The 18,577-nt window shown below is 67.7% G+C and carries 17 protein-coding genes; all 17 read left to right on the top strand.

Going from position 1 to position 18,577, the window contains the following annotated elements; all coding sequences use genetic code 11:
• Positions 1-3: 3 nt before the first annotated feature.
• The 17 genes from Y704_RS0115820 (at position 4) to Y704_RS0115740 (ending at position 18,500) form a co-directional block, all read left to right on the top strand.
• On the top strand, positions 4-1,791 hold the full coding sequence (locus Y704_RS0115820) for a peptidoglycan D,D-transpeptidase FtsI family protein (protein WP_253904371.1): 1,788 nt from the start codon (positions 4-6) through the stop codon (positions 1,789-1,791).
• Between the two features lie 54 nt (positions 1,792-1,845).
• Complete coding sequence (locus Y704_RS0115815; protein WP_035773115.1) at positions 1,846-3,462, top strand: UDP-N-acetylmuramoyl-L-alanyl-D-glutamate--2,6-diaminopimelate ligase; 1,617 nt, start codon at positions 1,846-1,848, stop codon at positions 3,460-3,462.
• A gap of 6 nt (positions 3,463-3,468) precedes the next feature.
• On the top strand, positions 3,469-4,953 hold the full coding sequence (murF, locus tag Y704_RS0115810; RefSeq protein WP_026550834.1) for a UDP-N-acetylmuramoyl-tripeptide--D-alanyl-D-alanine ligase: 1,485 nt from the start codon (positions 3,469-3,471) through the stop codon (positions 4,951-4,953).
• The gene (gene mraY / locus Y704_RS0115805; RefSeq protein WP_026550833.1) at positions 4,950-6,050 is read left to right on the top strand and encodes a phospho-N-acetylmuramoyl-pentapeptide-transferase; all 1,101 of its coding nucleotides are present in this window, start codon (positions 4,950-4,952) and stop codon (positions 6,048-6,050) included. The genes murF and mraY overlap by 4 nt, the downstream gene beginning before the upstream one ends.
• Complete coding sequence (gene murD, locus Y704_RS0115800) at positions 6,047-7,624, top strand: UDP-N-acetylmuramoyl-L-alanine--D-glutamate ligase (RefSeq protein ID WP_026550832.1); 1,578 nt, start codon at positions 6,047-6,049, stop codon at positions 7,622-7,624. Before mraY ends, murD begins: the two co-directional genes overlap by 4 nt.
• Entirely contained in the window at positions 7,625-8,932 is a 1,308-nt protein-coding gene (ftsW, locus tag Y704_RS21970; RefSeq protein ID WP_051477225.1) for a putative lipid II flippase FtsW, read from the top strand. It begins immediately after the preceding gene.
• Entirely contained in the window at positions 8,929-10,038 is a 1,110-nt protein-coding gene (murG, locus tag Y704_RS0115790; protein ID WP_026550831.1) for an undecaprenyldiphospho-muramoylpentapeptide beta-N-acetylglucosaminyltransferase, read from the top strand. Before ftsW ends, murG begins: the two co-directional genes overlap by 4 nt.
• A gap of 11 nt (positions 10,039-10,049) precedes the next feature.
• A complete protein-coding gene (murC, locus tag Y704_RS21965; RefSeq protein WP_051477240.1) occupies positions 10,050-11,492 on the top strand; it encodes a UDP-N-acetylmuramate--L-alanine ligase in 1,443 nt (480 codons plus the stop codon).
• Between the two features lie 67 nt (positions 11,493-11,559).
• A complete protein-coding gene (locus tag Y704_RS21960) occupies positions 11,560-12,303 on the top strand; it encodes a cell division protein FtsQ/DivIB (protein WP_162149422.1) in 744 nt (247 codons plus the stop codon).
• A gap of 197 nt (positions 12,304-12,500) precedes the next feature.
• The gene (gene ftsZ / locus Y704_RS0115775) at positions 12,501-13,688 is read left to right on the top strand and encodes a cell division protein FtsZ (RefSeq protein ID WP_026550830.1); all 1,188 of its coding nucleotides are present in this window, start codon (positions 12,501-12,503) and stop codon (positions 13,686-13,688) included.
• Positions 13,689-13,741: 53 nt separating this feature from the next.
• Positions 13,742-14,437, top strand: a complete 696-nt coding sequence (locus Y704_RS0115770; RefSeq protein WP_343212853.1) for a purine nucleoside phosphorylase YfiH/LACC1 family protein — start codon at positions 13,742-13,744, stop codon at positions 14,435-14,437.
• Entirely contained in the window at positions 14,434-15,186 is a 753-nt protein-coding gene (locus Y704_RS0115765; RefSeq protein WP_026550828.1) for a YggS family pyridoxal phosphate-dependent enzyme, read from the top strand. The genes Y704_RS0115770 and Y704_RS0115765 overlap by 4 nt, the downstream gene beginning before the upstream one ends.
• A gap of 75 nt (positions 15,187-15,261) precedes the next feature.
• Complete coding sequence (sepF, locus tag Y704_RS0115760) at positions 15,262-15,780, top strand: cell division protein SepF (RefSeq protein ID WP_026550827.1); 519 nt, start codon at positions 15,262-15,264, stop codon at positions 15,778-15,780.
• A gap of 60 nt (positions 15,781-15,840) precedes the next feature.
• Positions 15,841-16,131, top strand: coding sequence for a YggT family protein (locus Y704_RS0115755; protein WP_026550826.1), 291 nt, complete (start codon positions 15,841-15,843; stop codon positions 16,129-16,131).
• Between the two features lie 140 nt (positions 16,132-16,271).
• Positions 16,272-16,907: a DivIVA domain-containing protein gene (locus Y704_RS0115750; RefSeq protein ID WP_026550825.1), complete on the top strand. Its 636-nt coding sequence runs from the start codon at positions 16,272-16,274 to the stop codon at positions 16,905-16,907.
• Between the two features lie 128 nt (positions 16,908-17,035).
• The gene (gene lspA, locus Y704_RS21955; RefSeq protein ID WP_155850401.1) at positions 17,036-17,563 is read left to right on the top strand and encodes a signal peptidase II; all 528 of its coding nucleotides are present in this window, start codon (positions 17,036-17,038) and stop codon (positions 17,561-17,563) included.
• The gene (locus Y704_RS0115740; RefSeq protein ID WP_173401150.1) at positions 17,553-18,500 is read left to right on the top strand and encodes an RluA family pseudouridine synthase; all 948 of its coding nucleotides are present in this window, start codon (positions 17,553-17,555) and stop codon (positions 18,498-18,500) included. Before lspA ends, Y704_RS0115740 begins: the two co-directional genes overlap by 11 nt.
• Positions 18,501-18,577 lie beyond the last annotated feature (77 nt).

Here is an 18,577-nt window from a genome sequence, read left to right as displayed (position 1 = left end):
TCTGTGGCCCACCCAACAACCGGAGGCCAGGATGCAATGCGCGTGGCCCTCGGATCGAAACGGCTGCGACTCGGCCTGGCTTTCGTCCTTGTCCTGCTCATGGTGCTCGGTGTTCGACTGTTCCAGCTGCAGGCACTTGACCTGAACGGCATGGCACAGGCCGGACTGTCCAAGCGCCTGACCACCACTGCCGTGCAACCGGTCCGGGGGTCGATCCTCGATACCAACGGCAAGCATTTTGCACGCAGCGTCGAACGGTTCGACATCGTCGTGGACCAGACACTGAGCACCGGCGATACCTTCACGCGACCTCTTGCCGACGGGAGCGGACGTGAAACCATCCCCCTCGAGCAGGGCTTCCGGGAACTTTCGGAGGTCCTCGGAATCGATGCCGGAACTCTCGAGGACTCCATCGTGGGGGACAAGATCTTCAACTACGTGGTGCAGTCGGTCACACCCGAAGTGAAGAACAAGGCCCTCGAGGTCGGCATACCCGGTGTCTATGCAGACCAGACGAGTGTGCGGACCTATCCCGCCGGCCAGGTGGCCGGGTCGATCGTCGGTTATGTCGGGTCCGATGGAGAGGCCCGCGAGGGCCTGGAGCTCGCCCTGTCCGATCAGCTGGACGGGGATCCCGGCAGCAAGACCTTCGAGATCGGCGGTGACGGAATCCGGATTCCGTATGCGACGAACGAGGACGTCCCCGCCGTCGACGGCCAGTCGGTGAGGCTGACCATCGACCAGGACCTCCAGTGGTTCGCCCAGCAGACCATCGCGTCCCAGGTCGAGGAGTACGACGCCGAGTGGGGAAACATCGTGGTGGTCGAGGCCAAGACCGGGGCCATCCGCGCCATGGCCGAGTCCACCACGCCCGATCCGAACTTCCCCGGTGCCACCTCGCCCGAGGACCGCCAGCCGCGCTCGGTCAGTGCCGCCGTCGAGCCCGGCTCGACCACCAAGCTCATCACGATGGCGGCGGCGCTCGAGGAGGGCATCATCGAGCCCACCTCGGAATTCGAGCTGGACAACACCTACACGGTGGACAACCAGACCTTCAAGGATGCCTTCGAGCACGGAACGGAACGGCGCACAGCAGCGGGAATCTTCGCCAAGTCGATGAACACCGGCACTGTCAAGATCGGCGAGCAGCTCACGAAGCAGGAGCGTTACGACTGGCTGAAGAAGTTCGGGATCGGCCAGAAGCTCAACACCGGCCTCAGCCAGGAGTCCAGCGGCATCCTCGCCCAGCCGGGGGACTGGGACGACCGCCAGCAGTACACGGTGCTTTTCGGCCAGGGGCTCGCCCAGACGGCACTCCACACGGCCATGGTCTATCAGGCAGTCGCCAACGACGGCGTGAAGCTGGAGCCGCGGCTGGTGGACGCCTACATCGACCCGGACGGGACCGAGCACGTCGTTCCGCAGGATGAGGGCACCGAAGTAGTCTCCGAGAAGACGTCCTCCGAACTGCAGAAGATGCTCGAAACCGTGACGGTGGATGGCTCAGGCCAGACCGGTGCGCTCGAGCAGTACCGGGTGGGCTCCAAGACCGGCACGGCAGAGGCCCCCGGGCCCAACGGCGGGTACGACGGCTACACTCTTTCCTATGCCGGAATGGCACCCATCGAAGATCCCGAGTACGTAGTGGTGGTCACGCTCCAGCGGCCGAAGGGTGATCTTTACTACCTGGTTCCGGGCTATTCCTTCCAGAAAGTCATGAAACAGGTCCTGAACTCGAACAATGTGGCGCCCTCCACACGCAAGCCGGACACCTATCCGGTCGAATACTGACCCGGGAGAGCCAGAATAGTGCCTATCACCACGACGCCCGGGAGTTCCGACGTCATGAGACCCCGCAGCGTGGAACCCGTCCCGTTCCTGCGCGTCCTGCGGGAACTGCCCGCGGGGCTGCCCGAGGTCCGCTACGATGCGGAACCGGTTTTCGCGTCAGGCCGGGCGGACGTGGCCCTGACGGGCGTTGCGCTCGACTCGCGCTCCGTCCTGGCGGGTGACCTCTACGCCGCGTTGCCGGGCGCCCGCCGCCACGGCGCCGAATTCGCCGGCCGCGCCGTGGCGCGGGGAGCCGCCGCCGTCCTCACTGACGCGGTCGGCGCCGCGCTCATCGGAACCGCAGACCTCGACGGTGTGCCGGTGTTCAGCACGGCCGATCCACGGGCGCTGGTGGGACCGCTGTCCCGGCTGGTCTTCCGGAGCCAGCCCGAGGGTGTCGGGCGTCCAGTGCTGTTCGGAGTGACCGGGACCAACGGCAAGACCACGACGACCTACTTCCTCAACTCCCTGCTCCGAGCGCTGGGCCGCACCACGGGCCTGATCGGAACCATCGAGATCCTAGCGGGGGGCGACCCCATCCCCAGCTTGCTCACCACCCCCGAGTCGCCCCAGGTGCACTCCCTCCTGGCCCTCATGAGGGAGCGGAAGCTGGAAGCGGCGGCCATGGAGGTGTCCTCCCACGCCCTCGAATTCGGCCGCGTGGACGGGGTGGGCTTCGACGTCGCAGGTTTCACCAACCTCACCCAGGACCATCTCGACCTGCACGGCGACATGGAGGGGTATTTCTCGGTGAAGGCCCAACTGTTCGATCCCGCGCGGGCAGGGGCCAGGGTCGTGACGGTCGATGACGAGTGGGGGCAGCGGCTGGCCCGGGAAGCAGCACCTCCGGTCACCACCCTCTGGACCGGCGGCGGGAACACCGGAGACGGCGCGGGTGCCGACTGGCGGGTGGGCGGTATCGTTCCGGCCGGACTCGGCCATGCCTTCACCGTCACCGGGCCCGACGGCGTTCCGCTGTCCCTGCGGTGCGGCCTGCCGGGAACCTTCAACGTCTCCAACGCAGCCCTGGCGGCGGTCATGGTGATGGCGTCGGGCGTGCCCGCCGGCGAGGTGCAGCGTGCCGCCGACCACTCCGACCCCTTCACTGTTCCAGTCCCGGGGCGCATGCAGGTGATCAGCGACCACCCCGCAGGCATCGTCGACTTCGCCCATAACCCGGACGCACTGGAGCGCACCCTGTCCTCGGTGCGTCGCGAGAACGCACGCCTGATCGTGGTCTTCGGGGCCACGGGCCAGCGGGACGAGACGAAGCGCCCTGTCATGGGCGCGGTGGCAGCACGGCTGGCCGACGTCGTCATCGTCACCGACGACGACCCGCACGACGAGGACGACGCCGTCATCCGCGCGGGCGTCCTGTCCGGGGCCGCCGCAGCCGTCCGCGAGGGCTCCCTGGCGACCGAAGTCCTCGAGGTGTTCCCGCGCGCGGCGGCAATCGAGCGCGCCGCGGCACTGGCAAGCTCCAGGGACACCATCGTCGTCGCGGGCCGGGGCCACGAAGTATGGCAGGAGGTCAAGGGCATCAACCACTCCCTCGACGACCGAGTCGAACTGGCAGCCGCGTTGACAAGGCACGGATTCTCTGTGCTCGTGCAGCCGGGGATAGAATCCTGAACCGTCATGATTGAATTCAGCGCAGCCGAGATCGCGGCAATCACCGGAGGCTACCTTTCCAGCTCCGCACAGGAAAATCCCTCCCTCACCGTCACCTCCGCAGCCACGGATTCCCGCGAGTGCACGGCGGGCAGCCTGTTCATCGCCAAGCCCGGCGAAAGCTCGGACGGCCACCTCTTCGTTCCGCAGGCCCATGGTCGCGGTGCCGTCCTCGTACTGGCGGAACGCCCCGTCTCGGCCACGGAGGACGGCACCGACTTTCCCGCCGTTCTCGTTCCCGACGCGGTGCTGGCCATGGGTGCCCTCGCCGCGGAAGCGGTGCGCCGGATCCGGGCCGCCGGCCCGCTGACCGTCATCGGGATCACCGGCTCGGCCGGCAAGACCACCACGAAGGACCTGCTGGCCGGCATGCTGGGAGCGGAAGCGCCCACCGTCGCTCCGAACGGATCCTTCAACGGAGAGGTCGGGGTGCCGCTGACGGTCTTCCGGGCAGGACTGGATACGAGGTACCTCATCATCGAGATGGGAGCCACCAAGCCCGGACACATCCGCTACCTGGCGGAGCTCGTCCAGCCCGATATCGGCGTCGTCCTCGGCGTCGGATCAGCCCACGCGGGCGAATTCGGCGGTGTGGAGAACATCGCCGCGGCGAAGGGCGAGCTCTTCGAAGCGCTACCCGCCGGAGCCACCGCCGTCTTCAACGCCGACGACGAGCGTGTCGCGGCCATGCGGACCCGCACCTCCGCAGGAAAGCTGTACTTCACGTCGTCCACCGACTTCCGGGCCGACGACGGCGGGATCCTCACCGCCCGGGACAGCACCACGACCGCCGCGGGACATCCCGACTTCACAGTCATCCTGCCCAACGGTGAAGCCCATGCGGTCACCTCACCGCTGCTCGGTCTTCACCAGGTCACGAACCTGCTCGCCGCCGCGGCGGTCGGCTGGGCGGTCGGAGTGCCGGGCGGGCGCATCGCCGAGGCCCTGCGCACACAGCAGCCGGCGAGCCGGTGGCGGATGGAGCGCACCGAGCGCGCCGACGGCGTCACCGTCATCAACGACGCCTACAACGCCAACCCTGAATCCATGAGGGCTGCGCTGCGGACCCTGGCCGAGCTCGGCGGAGGCCGGCGACGCACGTGGGCCGTCCTGGGCGAGATGCTGGAACTGGGTGAGCGGTCGATCGAGGAACACGACCTGCTGGGGCGTGTGGTGGTCAGGTTGAACATCTCCAAGCTGATCGTGGTGGGCGACAACGCCCGCGCGCTCTTCAACGGCGCGGTGCTCGAGGGCTCCTGGGGTGACGAAGCCCTCCACGTGCCGGACGCTGCAGCGGCGGAGGACATCCTCCGCGCGGAGGTGAGGCCCGGGGACCTCGTGCTCTTCAAATCCTCGAACGGCGCCGGGCTGCGTTTCCTCGGTGACAGCTTCGCCTCCAGCGGAGTGGCCGCGTCCACTCCGGTGCAGCCCGGAAGCGGGACGCACCCGTGATCGCCATACTGATCGGAGCGGCGACCGCCCTCGTCATCGGGTTCCTCGGAACCCCCCTGTACATCAAGCTCCTCGTCAGCAGGGGCTACGGACAGTTCATCCGGGATGACGGGCCCACCGCCCACCACACGAAGCGCGGCACGCCCACCATGGGCGGAGCGGTGATCGTCGGCGCCGTGCTGCTCGCCTATTTCCTCACGCACCTCGCCATGGGGATGATGGGCGCCTCGAACGGGCCCACCGCCTCCGGACTGCTCCTCCTGCTGCTCATGGCGGGCATGGGCCTGGTGGGATTCTTCGACGACTACATCAAGATCTCGAAGCAGCGGAGCCTCGGGCTGAGCGCCCCGGCGAAGATCGCGGGCCAGACCACCGTCGGAATCCTTTTCGGCGTCCTGGCACTCCAGTTCCCCAACGACGAGGGCCGGACGCCCGGCTCCACCGCGGTCTCCTTCATCCGGGACACCTCCTTCGATTTCGCCTTCGCCGGCACGGTGGGCGGAGCAATACTGTTCGTCCTGTGGGCGAACCTGATCATCACGGGAACCTCCAACGGCGTCAACCTCACCGACGGCCTCGACGGCCTGGCAGCCGGAGCGTCGATCCTGGTATTCGGCGCCTACATGCTGATGGGAATCTGGCAGTCCAACCAGAGCTGCGGTTCCTCCCGCGTGGTCGGCGACGTCTGCTACGAGGTGCGCGATCCGCTGGATCTTGCCCTACTGGCGGGCGCACTCTGCGGTGCACTGGTGGGCTTCCTGTGGTGGAACACCTCGCCGGCGAAGATCTTCATGGGTGACACCGGGTCCCTCGCGCTCGGCGGGGCGATCGCCGGTTTCGCGATTCTCTCGCGGACCGAACTGCTGCTGGTCATCCTGGCCGGTCTCTTCGTGATCATCACCCTCTCGGTGATCATCCAGGTGGGTTATTTCAAGCTCACCGGAGGCAAGCGGGTGTTCCTCATGGCACCGCTCCAGCACCACTTCGAGCTCAAGGGGTGGCTCGAAGTCACGGTCGTGGTGCGCTTCTGGATCCTCGCCGGGCTCTTCGTCGCCGCGGGACTCGGCATTTTCTACGCGGAATGGGTCGTGGGGTGACTGATACACCGACCCCGCGCCCCACGCAACAGGCCGGCAGACTTGCCGGCCTCACCACCTGGGACGCGCCCTGGCGCGGTCTCCGGGCAGTGGTGGCCGGCATCGGAGCCTCCGGGTTCTCGGCCGCCGACACCCTGCTCGAGCTCGGCGCCGACGTCGTGGTGGTCGACGGACTTGATTCTCCCGAGAACCGGGCAAAAGCGGACACGCTGCGGATCGTCGGCGCCGGGAGCGTCCTGCTGGGCAGCGGGCACACCCTGGCGGTGCCGCTGGTTCACGGTGAGGCGCCCGACGTCGTTGTCACCTCGCCCGGCTGGAGCCCGGCCCAGCCCCTGCTCGCCGACGCTGCGGCGCGTGGCATCCCCATCTGGGGCGACGTGGAGCTCGCGTGGCGCGTGCGGATCCGGGAAGGACGCCCGACGGCGGAGTGGCTGACCATCACCGGAACCAACGGCAAGACGACGACGGTGGGACTCACCGAGTCGATGCTGCTCGCCGCGGGCAAGCGCGCCGTGGCGGCAGGCAATGTGGGGACGCCGATCCTTGACGTCATCCGGGATCCGCAGGGCTTCGACTTCCTTGCTGTCGAACTCTCGAGTTTCCAGCTGCACTGGTCGGATTCGCTGGAGCCGCTTGCGAGCGTCTGCCTGAATATCGCCGAGGACCATGTGGACTGGCACGGCGGCTACGATGCGTACGCGGCGGCGAAGGCCAAAGTGTACGAGCGCACGAAAGTTGCGTGCATCTACAACGTCGACCAGCGCGACACCGAGGTGATGGTGGAGAACGCCGACGTGCTCCAGGGATGCCGGGCCGTCGGTTTCACCACCGGGACCCCTGCGGTGAGCATGCTCGGCGTGGTGGAGGACCTGATGGTGGACCGGGCGTTCATCGAGCAGCGGAAGGACTCTGCTGCGGAGCTCGCCTCGGTGCGCGAACTCGGCGACGTCGTCCCACGCCACCTGGTGGCCAACGCCCTTGCCGCCGCCGCACTCGTGCGGGCGGCAGGAGTGTCGCCCGCGGCCGTCCGCGAGGGTATCCGGGCCTACCGGCCGGGGGAGCACCGCATCCAGGTCGTCGCCAACGAGGCCGGCGTGCTGTGGATCAATGATTCCAAAGCGACGAACCCGCACGCCGCTGCCGCTTCGCTCGCCGCCTTCTCCTCCGTCATCTGGGTGGCCGGGGGCCTTTCCAAAGGGGTCCGGTACGACGACCTGGTGGCTGCCCATGCCCGGCGGCTGAAGGCCGTCATTCTGATCGGTGAGGACGTCACCGACCTTCGGGAAGCCCTCCACCGACACGCTCCCGATGTTCCGGTGATCACTTCCGGCACCGGGCACACTGGGAAGGGACAGTCCCCGGGCACCCCAGCGGGTTCGGACTACGGCCGCAGCGTCATGGATCAGGCAGTTGCCGAAGCCGCACGGCTCGCGGGGGACGGCGACACCGTCCTGATGGCACCGGCTGCCGCATCAATGGACCAGTTCTCCTCCTACGCCCACAGGGGCACCGCCTTTGTGGAGGCAGTGCGTGCGGTCCTGGAGGGGCAGGCGAATACCTCGGAGGAATTGTAGATGGTCACCACGCCCACCAGGCCGGGCGGACACCGGTCGCCGGCGTCCGGAGCATCACCGGCAGAGCGACCCGCACGGACCCAATCGGCAGGAACCAACCCCGCGAGCGGTCTTCAGAAAGTCTGGACCCTCCTGGAGGGCACAGGCCGTGCGCCGAGCGGATCCAGCTACTACCTCATCCTCGGGACCGCGCTTGCCCTGACGGCGATCGGTCTCCTGATGGTCCTCTCCGCCTCATCGGTCGAAGCGATCTCGGACGGCGAGGACGAATTCGGCCTCTTTCTCAAGCAGGCGGTGTGGGCGACCGCCGGGGTCGTGCTGATGCTCATCCTGTCCCGGCTCGGGCCGAAAGCCTACCGCGTGCTCGCGTGGCCGGGGCTCGGGGCGGCTCTCGTCCTGCTCGTCCTGGTCCTGGCGATCGGCGAGAACATCAACGGCAACCAGAACTGGATCCGGATCGGGAACCAGAGTTTCCAGCCCTCCGAGCCCACGAAGCTGGCGCTTGCGCTGTGGTTCGCGACGGTGCTCGAGCGCAAGAAGGCACTGATCCGGAACTGGAAGCATGCGGTGGTCCCCGCGCTGCCGATCGGAGGCCTCCCGATCGTGCTCGTGCTGCTCGGCGGGGATCTCGGCACCGGCATGATCCTCATGATGATCCTGGCCGCGGCGCTGTTCTTCGCAGGAGCGCCGTTGAAGATGTTCACGATGGCCGGCATCGCCGGCAGCGTCGGGGTGCTGCTCCTGGTGGTGACGAGCGACAACCGCGGCGGACGCATCAACGCTTGGTTGCGGCTCAACTGCGACAACGGCGCGGATCTGTGCCTGCAGGCGGACAACGGGTTGTTCGCGATGGCGTCCGGCGGGTGGTTCGGGGTGGGTATCGGCCAGAGCCGGCAGAAATGGAACTGGATTCCTGAAGCCCACAACGACTTCATCTTCGCGATCATCGGTGAGGAGTTCGGTCTGATCGGCGCAATGCTCGTGGTCACCCTGTTCGGCATCCTGGCGGTCGCCACCATCCGGGTGGCCATGCGCTACACGGACCCTTTCGTCCGCATCCTGATGGGATCGATCCTCGTGTGGCTGATCGGGCAGGCGTTCGTGAACATCGGCATGGTCACCGGACTGCTGCCCGTGATCGGAGTGCCGCTGCCCTTTATCTCCTACGGCGGGTCGGCGTTGACGTTCACTCTCGCCGCCGTCGGGGTGCTCTTGTCCTTCGCCCGCAAGAGCCCCAAAGTCCCCGGGGCCGTACCTGACCGGTCCGCCTCCACCGCCCTCGCCGAAAGAGAACCCGACACACGATGACACGCAGCAGACCGCTCTCCGCCGTCCTCGCGGGCGGTGGCACAGCGGGCCACATCAGCCCCCTGCTCGCCATCGCCCACTCCATTGCCGAGCAGGAGCCCGGCGCGCGGATCCTCGTGGTGGGCACCGAGTCGGGGATGGAAACCCGACTGGTCCCGGCGTCAGGTTTCGAACTGGAAACCATCGACCGCGTGCCGATGCCGAGGCGCCCGTCCTCCGATCTCCTCAAACTTCCGTTCCGCCTGCTGCGGGCCGTGCGCCAGGCACTGCGCATTCTCGACTCGGCAGGCGCCGATGTCGTCGTCGGGGTCGGCGGATATGTGTCCGCTCCCGTCTACCTGGCGGCCTGGCGTCGCCGCGTTCCCATCGTCATCCACGAGGCGAATGCGCGCCCCGGGATGGCCAACCGGCTCGGAGCGCGTATCGCCACCACGGTGGCCGTGGCGTTCAAGGACGCAGGACTTCCGAAGGCCCGATGGGTCGGCATGCCCATGCGCCCGGAGATCTCGGGGCTCGACCGGGCCAGGGACCGCGAGGACGCGCGCCGGGGCCTGGGACTCGACCCCGCCCGGCCCACCCTGATCGTCACGGGCGGATCCTCCGGCGCCGCCAGCATCAACCGTGCAGTGGCCGCCGCTGCACCCGCACTCGTGGGGACCGGGCTGCAGGTGCTTCACATCACCGGGCGCGGAAAGCAGGTCCTCGCCGCCGACGGCAGCGCCCTGGCGCTCCCCGGCTACCACCAGCTCGACTACGTGGACGGCATGGAACGTGTCTACGCCGCAGCGGACCTCCTGCTCGCACGGGCCGGCGCGGCAACGGTGTGCGAACTGAGCGCTGTCGGGCTTCCCTCGATCCTGGTGCCGCTGTCCCACGGCAACGGTGAACAGCGCCTCAACGCCGCATCCCTGGTGTCTGCCGGCGGGGCGCTGCTGATCGACGACGCCGAGCTGACCGCTCAATGGCTGGCCGCCACCGTGACGTCCCTGCTCACGGATTCCGCTGCACTCGCCGCGATGGGCGCAGCGGCCGCGGCCCAGGGCGTGCGCGACGCCGACCGGCGCGTCGCAGCGCTCGTGATCGAAGCGGCCGGGCGGAACGCATGAGCGCTGAACGCATGAATCCGGTCCAGGATCACGGCGGACATCGGGGCCGCCTCGCCGAACCGGTCCACTTCATCGGGCTCGGCGGAGCCGGGATGTCGGCTGTCGCGCGGGTGCTGCTGGGACAGGGACTTCGCGTCACGGGATCGGACGCCGCGGACTCCAGGGTGCTGGCTTCCCTCGCCTCACTGGGTGCCGATGTGTTCGTGGGACACGACGCCGCCCACCTCGGCGACGCGGGGACCGTCGTGGTTTCCTCGGCGATCCGGGCGGACAACCCCGAGCTGGTGGACGCGCAGCGGCGCGGTGTTCCGGTCATCCACCGGTCGGAGGCACTGGCCGCGGCGATGGCGGGCCGGCAGGTGGTTGCCGTCGCCGGCACGCATGGAAAAACGACGACGACCGCGATGATCACCGTGATGCTCCAGGGCGCCGGGCGCGCGCCCTCGTTCGCCATCGGCGGCGACGTCGCGGCGCTCGGCGTCAATGCGCAGTGGACCGGAGGGGACATCTTCGTGGCCGAGGCGGACGAGTCCGATGGCTCCTTCCTCAACTACGTGCCGACCATCGCCGTCGTCACCAACGTCGAGGCCGATCACCTCGACCATTACGGCACGGCCGAGGCGGTGACGGCAGTCTTCCGCCAATTCGCCGAGCTGGTCCCTGACGGCGGGCTGCTCGTGGCGTGCGCGGATGATCCCGGTGCGGCTCAGGTCATCGCAGGAACCGGGCAGGGCCGACGGGTCCGCACCTACGGGTACGCGGCCGAAGCGGACATCCGGATCGAGGCGACGCGCGCCCTCGGCAGCACCACCAACAGCATCCTGTCCTTCGTCGTCGACGGCCTCGACGCGCAGCAGGAGCTCCAGCTCGGTGTCCCCGGGCGGCACAACATCCTCAACGCTGCTGCCGCCTTCGCCGTCGCCCTCGAACTCGGCGTGGATCCCGCGGTGGCTGCCGCCCACCTTGCGCTCTTCTCAGGCGCGGCGCGCCGCTTCGAGGCCCGTGGCGGCGGCCGGGGCGTCCGAGTTTTCGACGACTACGCCCACCATCCCACCGAAGTCGCAGCCGCCCTCACCGCCGCGCGCACCGTGGCAGGGGAGTACGCGGTCCACGTCCTGTTCCAGCCTCACCTCTATTCGAGAACCAGTGAATTCGCCGCAGGCTTCGCTGACGCCCTCGGCCTGGCGGATTCCACCGTGATCCTTCCGGTCTACGCTGCGCGGGAAGATCCGGTGCCGGGCGTGGGCGGCTGGCTCATCGCCGACCGGATGGGACCCGCCGGCAGCTACGAGGAAAGCCCGGGTGCTGCCCTGCAGGCGCTGACCTCGCGCGCCCGGACGGGCGACATCATCCTGACAGTCGGGGCAGGCGACGTCACCGTGTACGGACCGCAGCTCGTCGAACGGCTGTGCGCCGGTGAAGCCACCGGAGCCGGAGCTACCCATGGGGCCTAGGAAACCGGGTACTCCGGCCGGCAGCAGCGCAGTGGCCGGAGGAGGGACCCGAACCAACTCCAGCCGCGTGTCGGTGCTCCAGGACCCCTCGGCCACCGTCCTCGACTTTCCCGAGCCGCCACGGAAACGCCGCCGCCGCTACGCGCTGATTCTGGTGTCCCTCGCGATCCTGGCTCTCGCCGGCCTGCTCGCCTTCCTCCTGTTCTCCCCGGCGCTTGCGCTGAAGGAACTCGAGGTGCGGGGGAACTCACTGGTTCCCACCGAGGAGGTGAATGCCGCCCTTGCACCTCTCGTCGGGGTGCCGCTGACGCAGATCTCCGACGACCGGGTCCGGGACCTCCTGAAGGACAAGGCGCCCATCGAGGACATCAGCGTTGCGGCGGAGCCTCCGTCGAAGCTTCTGGTCAGCATCACCGAGCGGACACCCGTCGCCATCGTGCAGGACACCAACGGGTACGTCCTGCTCGACTCGGCGGGCCGGCAGTTGGGCTCGGTAGCGGGTCGGGATGCGGTGCAGCTCCCACTGATCGACGGCGGAACCGCGGCGGTCGATTCCGACGTCTTCCCCGCCCTCGCTGCGGTGCTGGCGGAGCTTCCTGCCGGTGTCCTCGCACGGCTGGACCACGCCTCGGCGTCGAGTCCGGACTCCATCCAGCTCTCCCTGTCGGGGGACCAGAAGATCTTCTGGGGGAGCGCTGAGCGCAATGCGGCGAAGGCACGGGTGCTGACCGCGCTCCTCGCCATGCCGCCGGCGGATCCGCCGGTGAAGGAGTTCGACGTCAGTACGCCGGATCGGCCGGTCACGAGATGACGCAGTGGAATGATTTCCCGTAATCGGGACGACACGCGGCGGATGTCATTGCAACAGCGGCCCGGTGCCCATAGCGTCAAGATAGAAGTTACTTGACATAACGTTAACTTTCATCCTGAAGGTTAACGTTGAGCGAGGTCCGGTTCCGACCGGATGAACCCCATACAGCGTAGAGATTCGAACAAGGGACACAGGACGTGGCAGCACCGCAGAATTACTTGGCCGTCATCAAGGTCGTCGGCATCGGCGGCGGTGGCGTGAATGCCATCAACCGGATGATCGAGGTGGGGCTCCGCGGGGTGGAGTTCATTGCGATCAATACCGACGCGCAGGCGCTGCTGATGAGCGACGCCGATGTCAAGCTCGACGTCGGCCGCGAACTGACCCGCGGCCTGGGTGCAGGAGCCGACCCGGAGGTGGGGCGGCGCGCTGCCGAGGACCATTCGGAGGAGATCGAGGAAGTCCTCCGCGGCGCGGACATGGTCTTCGTCACCGCCGGAGAGGGCGGCGGAACCGGCACGGGAGGTGCGCCCGTCGTGGCCCGCATCGCGCGGTCGCTCGGGGCGCTGACCATCGGCGTCGTCACCCGGCCCTTCACCTTCGAAGGGCGCCGCCGGTCCAACCAGGCGGAATCCGGCATCGATACCCTCCGCGAGGAGGTCGACACCCTCATCGTGATCCCGAACGACCGGCTGCTGTCGATCAGCGACCGCAACGTCTCCATGCTCGACGCCTTCCGGTCCGCGGACCAGGTCCTGTTGTCCGGAGTCCAGGGCATCACCGACCTCATCACCACGCCCGGCCTGATCAACCTCGACTTCGCGGACGTGAAGTCGGTGATGCAGGGTGCGGGCTCAGCGCTCATGGGCATCGGTTCGGCCCGCGGTGAGGACCGTGCGGTCAAGGCTGCGGAACTCGCCATCGCATCGCCGCTGCTCGAGGCATCGATCGACGGGGCGCACGGCGTGCTGCTGTCCATCCAGGGCGGCTCCGATCTCGGCCTGTTCGAGATCAACGAGGCAGCGCGGCTCGTCCAGGAGGTTGCGCACCCCGAGGCGAACATCATCTTCGGTGCAGTCATCGACGATGCGCTCGGAGATGAAGCCCGGGTGACCGTCATTGCCGCCGGATTCGATCAGGTGGACGTCACCTCCCAGCCGACAGCTCCCACCCTCAAGCCTGCGTCGGCGCCCACTGTCGGAGGGGAAAGCCGCCGCGCAGCTGCTCCCGCTTCCGCAGGGCTGGGTGCCTGGTCGCAGCAGCGTTCGAACGGACAGGCTGTTCCGGCGGACGCGGGATTCGACGTCGATCTGCCGGCCGTCGTGGAGCAGGACCTGTCCGCAGGCCGCTCCGATGACCTCGACGTGCCCGACTTCCTCAAATAGGGACGTCCGGCACAGTGTTCTTCTGGCGGGAGGAGGTGCGACCGGGGCTGCACGTGGCATTCACGAGTGCGGCCGCGGGCAACCTTGCCCTCTCCGTGGGGGGTGATCCGGAAGCCGCCCTGCACTCCCGGCGCGCCCTTGAGGCCTCGCTGGGAGTGCTCCCCGGAAGCCTGCGCTTCATGAACCAGACGCATTCCAGCGTGGTCGCCGACGTCGGACCGGCCGCTGCTGCACCGGCTGATGCTGCGCCTGCCACTGTTGCGCCGGCCGCCGACGCCATGGTGTCCGCGGACGGTTCCGTTCCGCTGGCCGTTCTGGTGGCCGACTGCGTGCCGGTCGTGCTGGCGGACCGGCGCGGCCGGGCAACAGCGGTGGTGCATGCCGGTCGGCAGGGGACGCTCGATGGAATCGCCGGCAGGACGGTGCTGCGATTGCGGCAGCAGGGCGTGACGGAGATCGACGCGTGGATCGGACCGTCCGTGTGCGGGGAATGCTACGAGGTCCCGGCGTCGATGAGGGACGAGGTGTCGGCCGTGGTGCCGTCCGCCAGGGCCACCACACGCCATGGCACGCCGTCGCTCGACCTGCGCGCCGCCGTCGCCGGCCAGCTCGACGAGCTCGGTGTCGACGTGCTGTCCAGGGATTGCGCGCTGTCGGAGTCCTCCTGCACGCTGGAGAACCGCCGGCTTTTCTCCCATCGGCGTGAACCGGGGGCGGGCCGGTTCGCCGGGCTCGTGTGGCGGGCGTGACCGGGGTGGAGACCGCGGATCCCGAGCGCCGGCAGGCGGAGCTGCGCACCCGTCTGACCGCGGTGAGGCAGCGGATCACGGCCGCCTCGGCTCAGGCCTCCCGTACGGAGCCTGCCCTGATCGTCGTCACCAAGTATTTCCCGGCGTCCGATGTGCGGATCCTCGCCGGCCTCGGGATCACCGACGTCGGAGAGAACCGGGACCAGGAGGCGGTGGCCAAAGCTGCCGAAACCGCCGGGGCTGGCCTGCGGTGGCACTTCATCGGCCAGTTGCAGACGAACAAGGCCAAATCGGTGGTGCGGTACGCCGACGTCGTTCATTCGGTCGACAGGGTGGTCCTGGTGGACGCGCTTGCGAAAGCGTGGACGGCGGAGAACGAGCACCGCGACCACCGGGGCGAGGCGCCCAGGCAGGCGCTTTCCTGTTTTGTGCAGGTCAATCTCGGGGAAGCCGCAACCGACGCCCGGGGAGGGGCCTTGCCGGGGCAGGTCCGGGAACTCGCCACCCGGATTTCCGAGGCCCGGGGACTGGGCCTCGCAGGAGTCATGGCCGTCGCTCCGCTGGGCACCGACCCACTGGCCGCCTTCCACCGGCTGGAGGACATCGCGGCCGAGGTACGGACGGTGGATGCCCGTGCAACCGGAGTGTCGGCAGGCATGAGCGCCGACCTCGAAGCGGCCATCGCCGCCGGGGCGACACACCTCCGGATTGGTTCTGATGTGCTCGGTCCGAGACCGCCCGTGCGGTAGCGTCTGAGCTACAACGGCGGGGTGACCGGGTCGGTACCGATGATCGTTCCACATTACGAGATGACAGGAGTTACCATGGCTGGCGCACTGCGCAAGACGATGATTTACCTTGGGCTTGCCGATGGTGACGAGCACTATGAGCCGGAATCGCGAAATGCGCAGAGCAGGAACGAGGAGTATGCAGTGGACTACGATCGTGAAGAACGGCACCTTGAGGCGGCCCCCGCGGCACGAAGCGTCTCCAGCGACGAGTACCGTGCTCCGGTGACGCCGATCAAGCGTGCGCACTCCGCAAGGGAGGACGCATCGTCCCTCCGGCAGATCACCACGGTCCATCCCCGTTCCTACAACGACGCGAAGGTCATCGGCGAAAGCTTTCGCGACGGTATCCCGGTGATCATGAACGTGACGGACATGGGGGAATCCGATGCCAAGCGCCTCGTCGATTTCTCTGCCGGCCTGGTTTTCGGGCTCCACGGAAGCATCGAAAGGGTCACCAATAAGGTGTTCCTGCTGTCGCCGTCGTATATTGAGGTCCTAGGCGAAGACCAGAAAGCCAGTGAGGCGCAGACCAGTTTCTTCAACCAGAGCTGATCCCGCGGATTTTCCGGACTTGCCGCACCCCTGTAAGGCCCAAAGGACTGGAACTTCTCTGTGAGTTTGGTATTTGCCCTCGTCTACCTCGTGTTGATGCTGTTTCAACTCGCGCTCATCATCCGGATCGTGTACGACGCCGTCCAGATGTTCGCACGCGGGTGGAGGCCCAGGAAGTGGGCGCTCGTCCTGGCGACAGGCGTCTACACCGTCACCGACCCACCGATCCGGGCGCTTCGGCGACTCATCCCGCCGCTCCGCCTGGGCGGAGTCTCGTTGGATCTGGCATTCCTGGTCCTGTTTATCGCCGTGGTTATCCTCATGAGTGTTTCGGCTAATCTGGCGATCTGAACTCTTTAGTATTCAGGGTTCAAAAGATATACGCTGATTTCCAGCTGATGGAAAGCTGCTGTTTTATGTCCGCAATATCCGGTACCGAAGGCACGCTGCGTTCGCGCAGGCGCGCCTGATAACTCCCACGAGGTGAGCAGATGTCCCTGACGCCAGAAGACGTTGTGAACAAGAGGTTCCAGCCGACGAAGTTTCGTGAAGGCTACGACCAGGACGAGGTGGATGACTTCCTCGACGAGATCGTCGTCGAGCTCCGGCGTCTCACCCAGGAGAACGAGGAACTGCGTCGCCAGACGAACGGGACGCCTCCTGCCGCATCCGTGCCCACCTCGGTGCCCGCACCGGTTGCGGCGGGCGCAGGAACCGGAACAGTTACCGACAGCGCAGAGGCAGCACCTGAACTTGAAGTCAGTGATTCACCGGCCGGCCCGGCTTCCGTGCCGGGACCCGGCGTATCCTCCGCGGAATCCGCTGCCGGCGTCCTGGCAATGGCACAGCGGCTGCATGACGAATACGTCAATGCCGGTGTCGAGCAGCGCGACAGGATCATCGCCGACGCCCAGAGCGAAGCTACCGGGATGGTGAGCGACGCCGAGGAGAAGACCCTTCTGACGCTGGGTGCGCTCGAGGAGCAGAAGGCCGTGCTGGAGCAGAAGGTCGAGGAGCTCCGCGAATTCGAGCGTGACTACCGCTCACGCCTCAAGGCCTACATCGAGGGCCAGCTGCAGGATCTCGATTCCCACGGTTCCGTGGCGGTCAACGCCACGGAGGCCTAGGCAGTATCGCATCCCGCGGGACGACACCCGAGCTAGAGAGCGCAATGAGCAATAACGGGGTTCCCGCGGGCGCGCAGTCGGCCGGCGGCGGCAGCGGTCGCAGAGCCGGCCGGCGAAGCAGCCGGACGATGTGCCGCATCCTGGTGGCGCTCTGTGCTGTCGGCGCCTACATCGTCGACCAGCTGACCAAGATCTGGGTGGTCGGCACCATGACCGAGGGCCAGATCACCCCGGTCCTCCCGCCGCTGCTCAATTGGCACTTCATCCGGAACCCCGGTGCGGCATTTTCCATCGGCACCGAGATCACCTGGGTGTTCACCATCGTGATGGTCCTGGTGTCGGTGGCGATTCTGACGCAGGTGCCGAAGATCGCCTCGACCGGCTGGGCTGTCGCCCTCGGCCTCGTCCTGGGCGGAGCCCTGGGCAACCTGACGGACCGCCTCTTCCGGGAACCCTCTTTCGGCCAGGGTCATGTCGTCGACTTCATTGCACTGCCCAATTTCGCGATCTTCAACATCGCGGATTCCTCGGTTGTCAGTGGAGTGGTCCTGATCTGCCTGCTGACACTCCGCGGTATCGACATGGACGGGTCGCGCACCGGTGGTGGGGAGGGAACCGGAGAGCTACCGGGACCGGAGGAGTCCCGTGAACGCTGAGGCCCCCGCGGGCAGGGCCGTCTTCACGGTGCCGGAGGAACTCGGTGGTGCGCGCGCCGATGCCGCACTGTCGCTGATCGCCGACGTCTCCCGTTCCGTCGCCGCCTCCTGGTGCACCGACGGCAGGGTCACCCGACTCGGTGCGAAGCTGTCGAAGGCGGACCGCGTTTTGGCCGGACACGAACTGACCGTGATGATCCCGGCGGCGCCGGATCCGCACACCATCGTTCCCCAGGCGGTCGACGGCCTGGAGATCCTCCTGGATGACGATGACTTCGTGGTGGTCGACAAGCCGGTAGGGGTCGCTGCCCATCCGTCCCCGGGCTGGGTGGGGCCTACGGTCGTCGGCGCACTGGCGGCTGAGGGGTACCGCATCTCGACGTCGGGTGCGCCGGAGCGCGCTGGGATCGTCCACCGGCTCGACGTCGGAACCTCGGGAGCCATGGTGGTCGCCAAGACGGAACCGGCCTACACGGCCCTGAAGCGTGCCTTCAAGGAGCGAGCCGTCGAGAAGATATATCACGCGGTGGTCCAGGGCCTGCCCGATCCCCTCTCAGGAACCATCGACGCCCCGATCGGCAGGCACCCGCACCACGACTGGCGCTTCGCGGTGATGGAGGACGGCCGGCCCTCGATCACCCACTACCGCGTGCTCGAAGCGTTCGGCCGGGCGAGCCTGGTGGAGGTCCACCTCGAGACAGGACGGACCCACCAGATCCGCGTTCATTTTTCGGCGCTGCGGCATCCCTGCGCCGGGGATCTCACGTACGGTGCCGACCCGCGGCTGGCCGCCCACCTCGGTCTGACCCGACAGTGGCTGCACGCGCACCAACTCGGTTTCGCGCACCCGCGGACCGGTGAACCGGTATGGTGCGAAAGCCCCTACCCCCTCGACCTGGCGTACGCGCTCCAGGCGCTCTCCAGCGGGGCTGTCTAGCCGGACGCGCCCCGGCGCGGTGGTCGCCGGGGAACGCTCAGGAGATACCCGGCGCGGCCGCCCTTCTTCGGTGCGTC

Origin of the sequence: Arthrobacter sp. Br18, from assembly GCF_000520555.1 — a bacterium.
Taxonomy (GTDB): Bacteria; Actinomycetota; Actinomycetes; order Actinomycetales; family Micrococcaceae; genus Arthrobacter_D.
The sequence above is the reverse complement of the archived record's forward strand: the minus strand, read 5'-3'. Positions and strand labels throughout refer to the sequence as shown.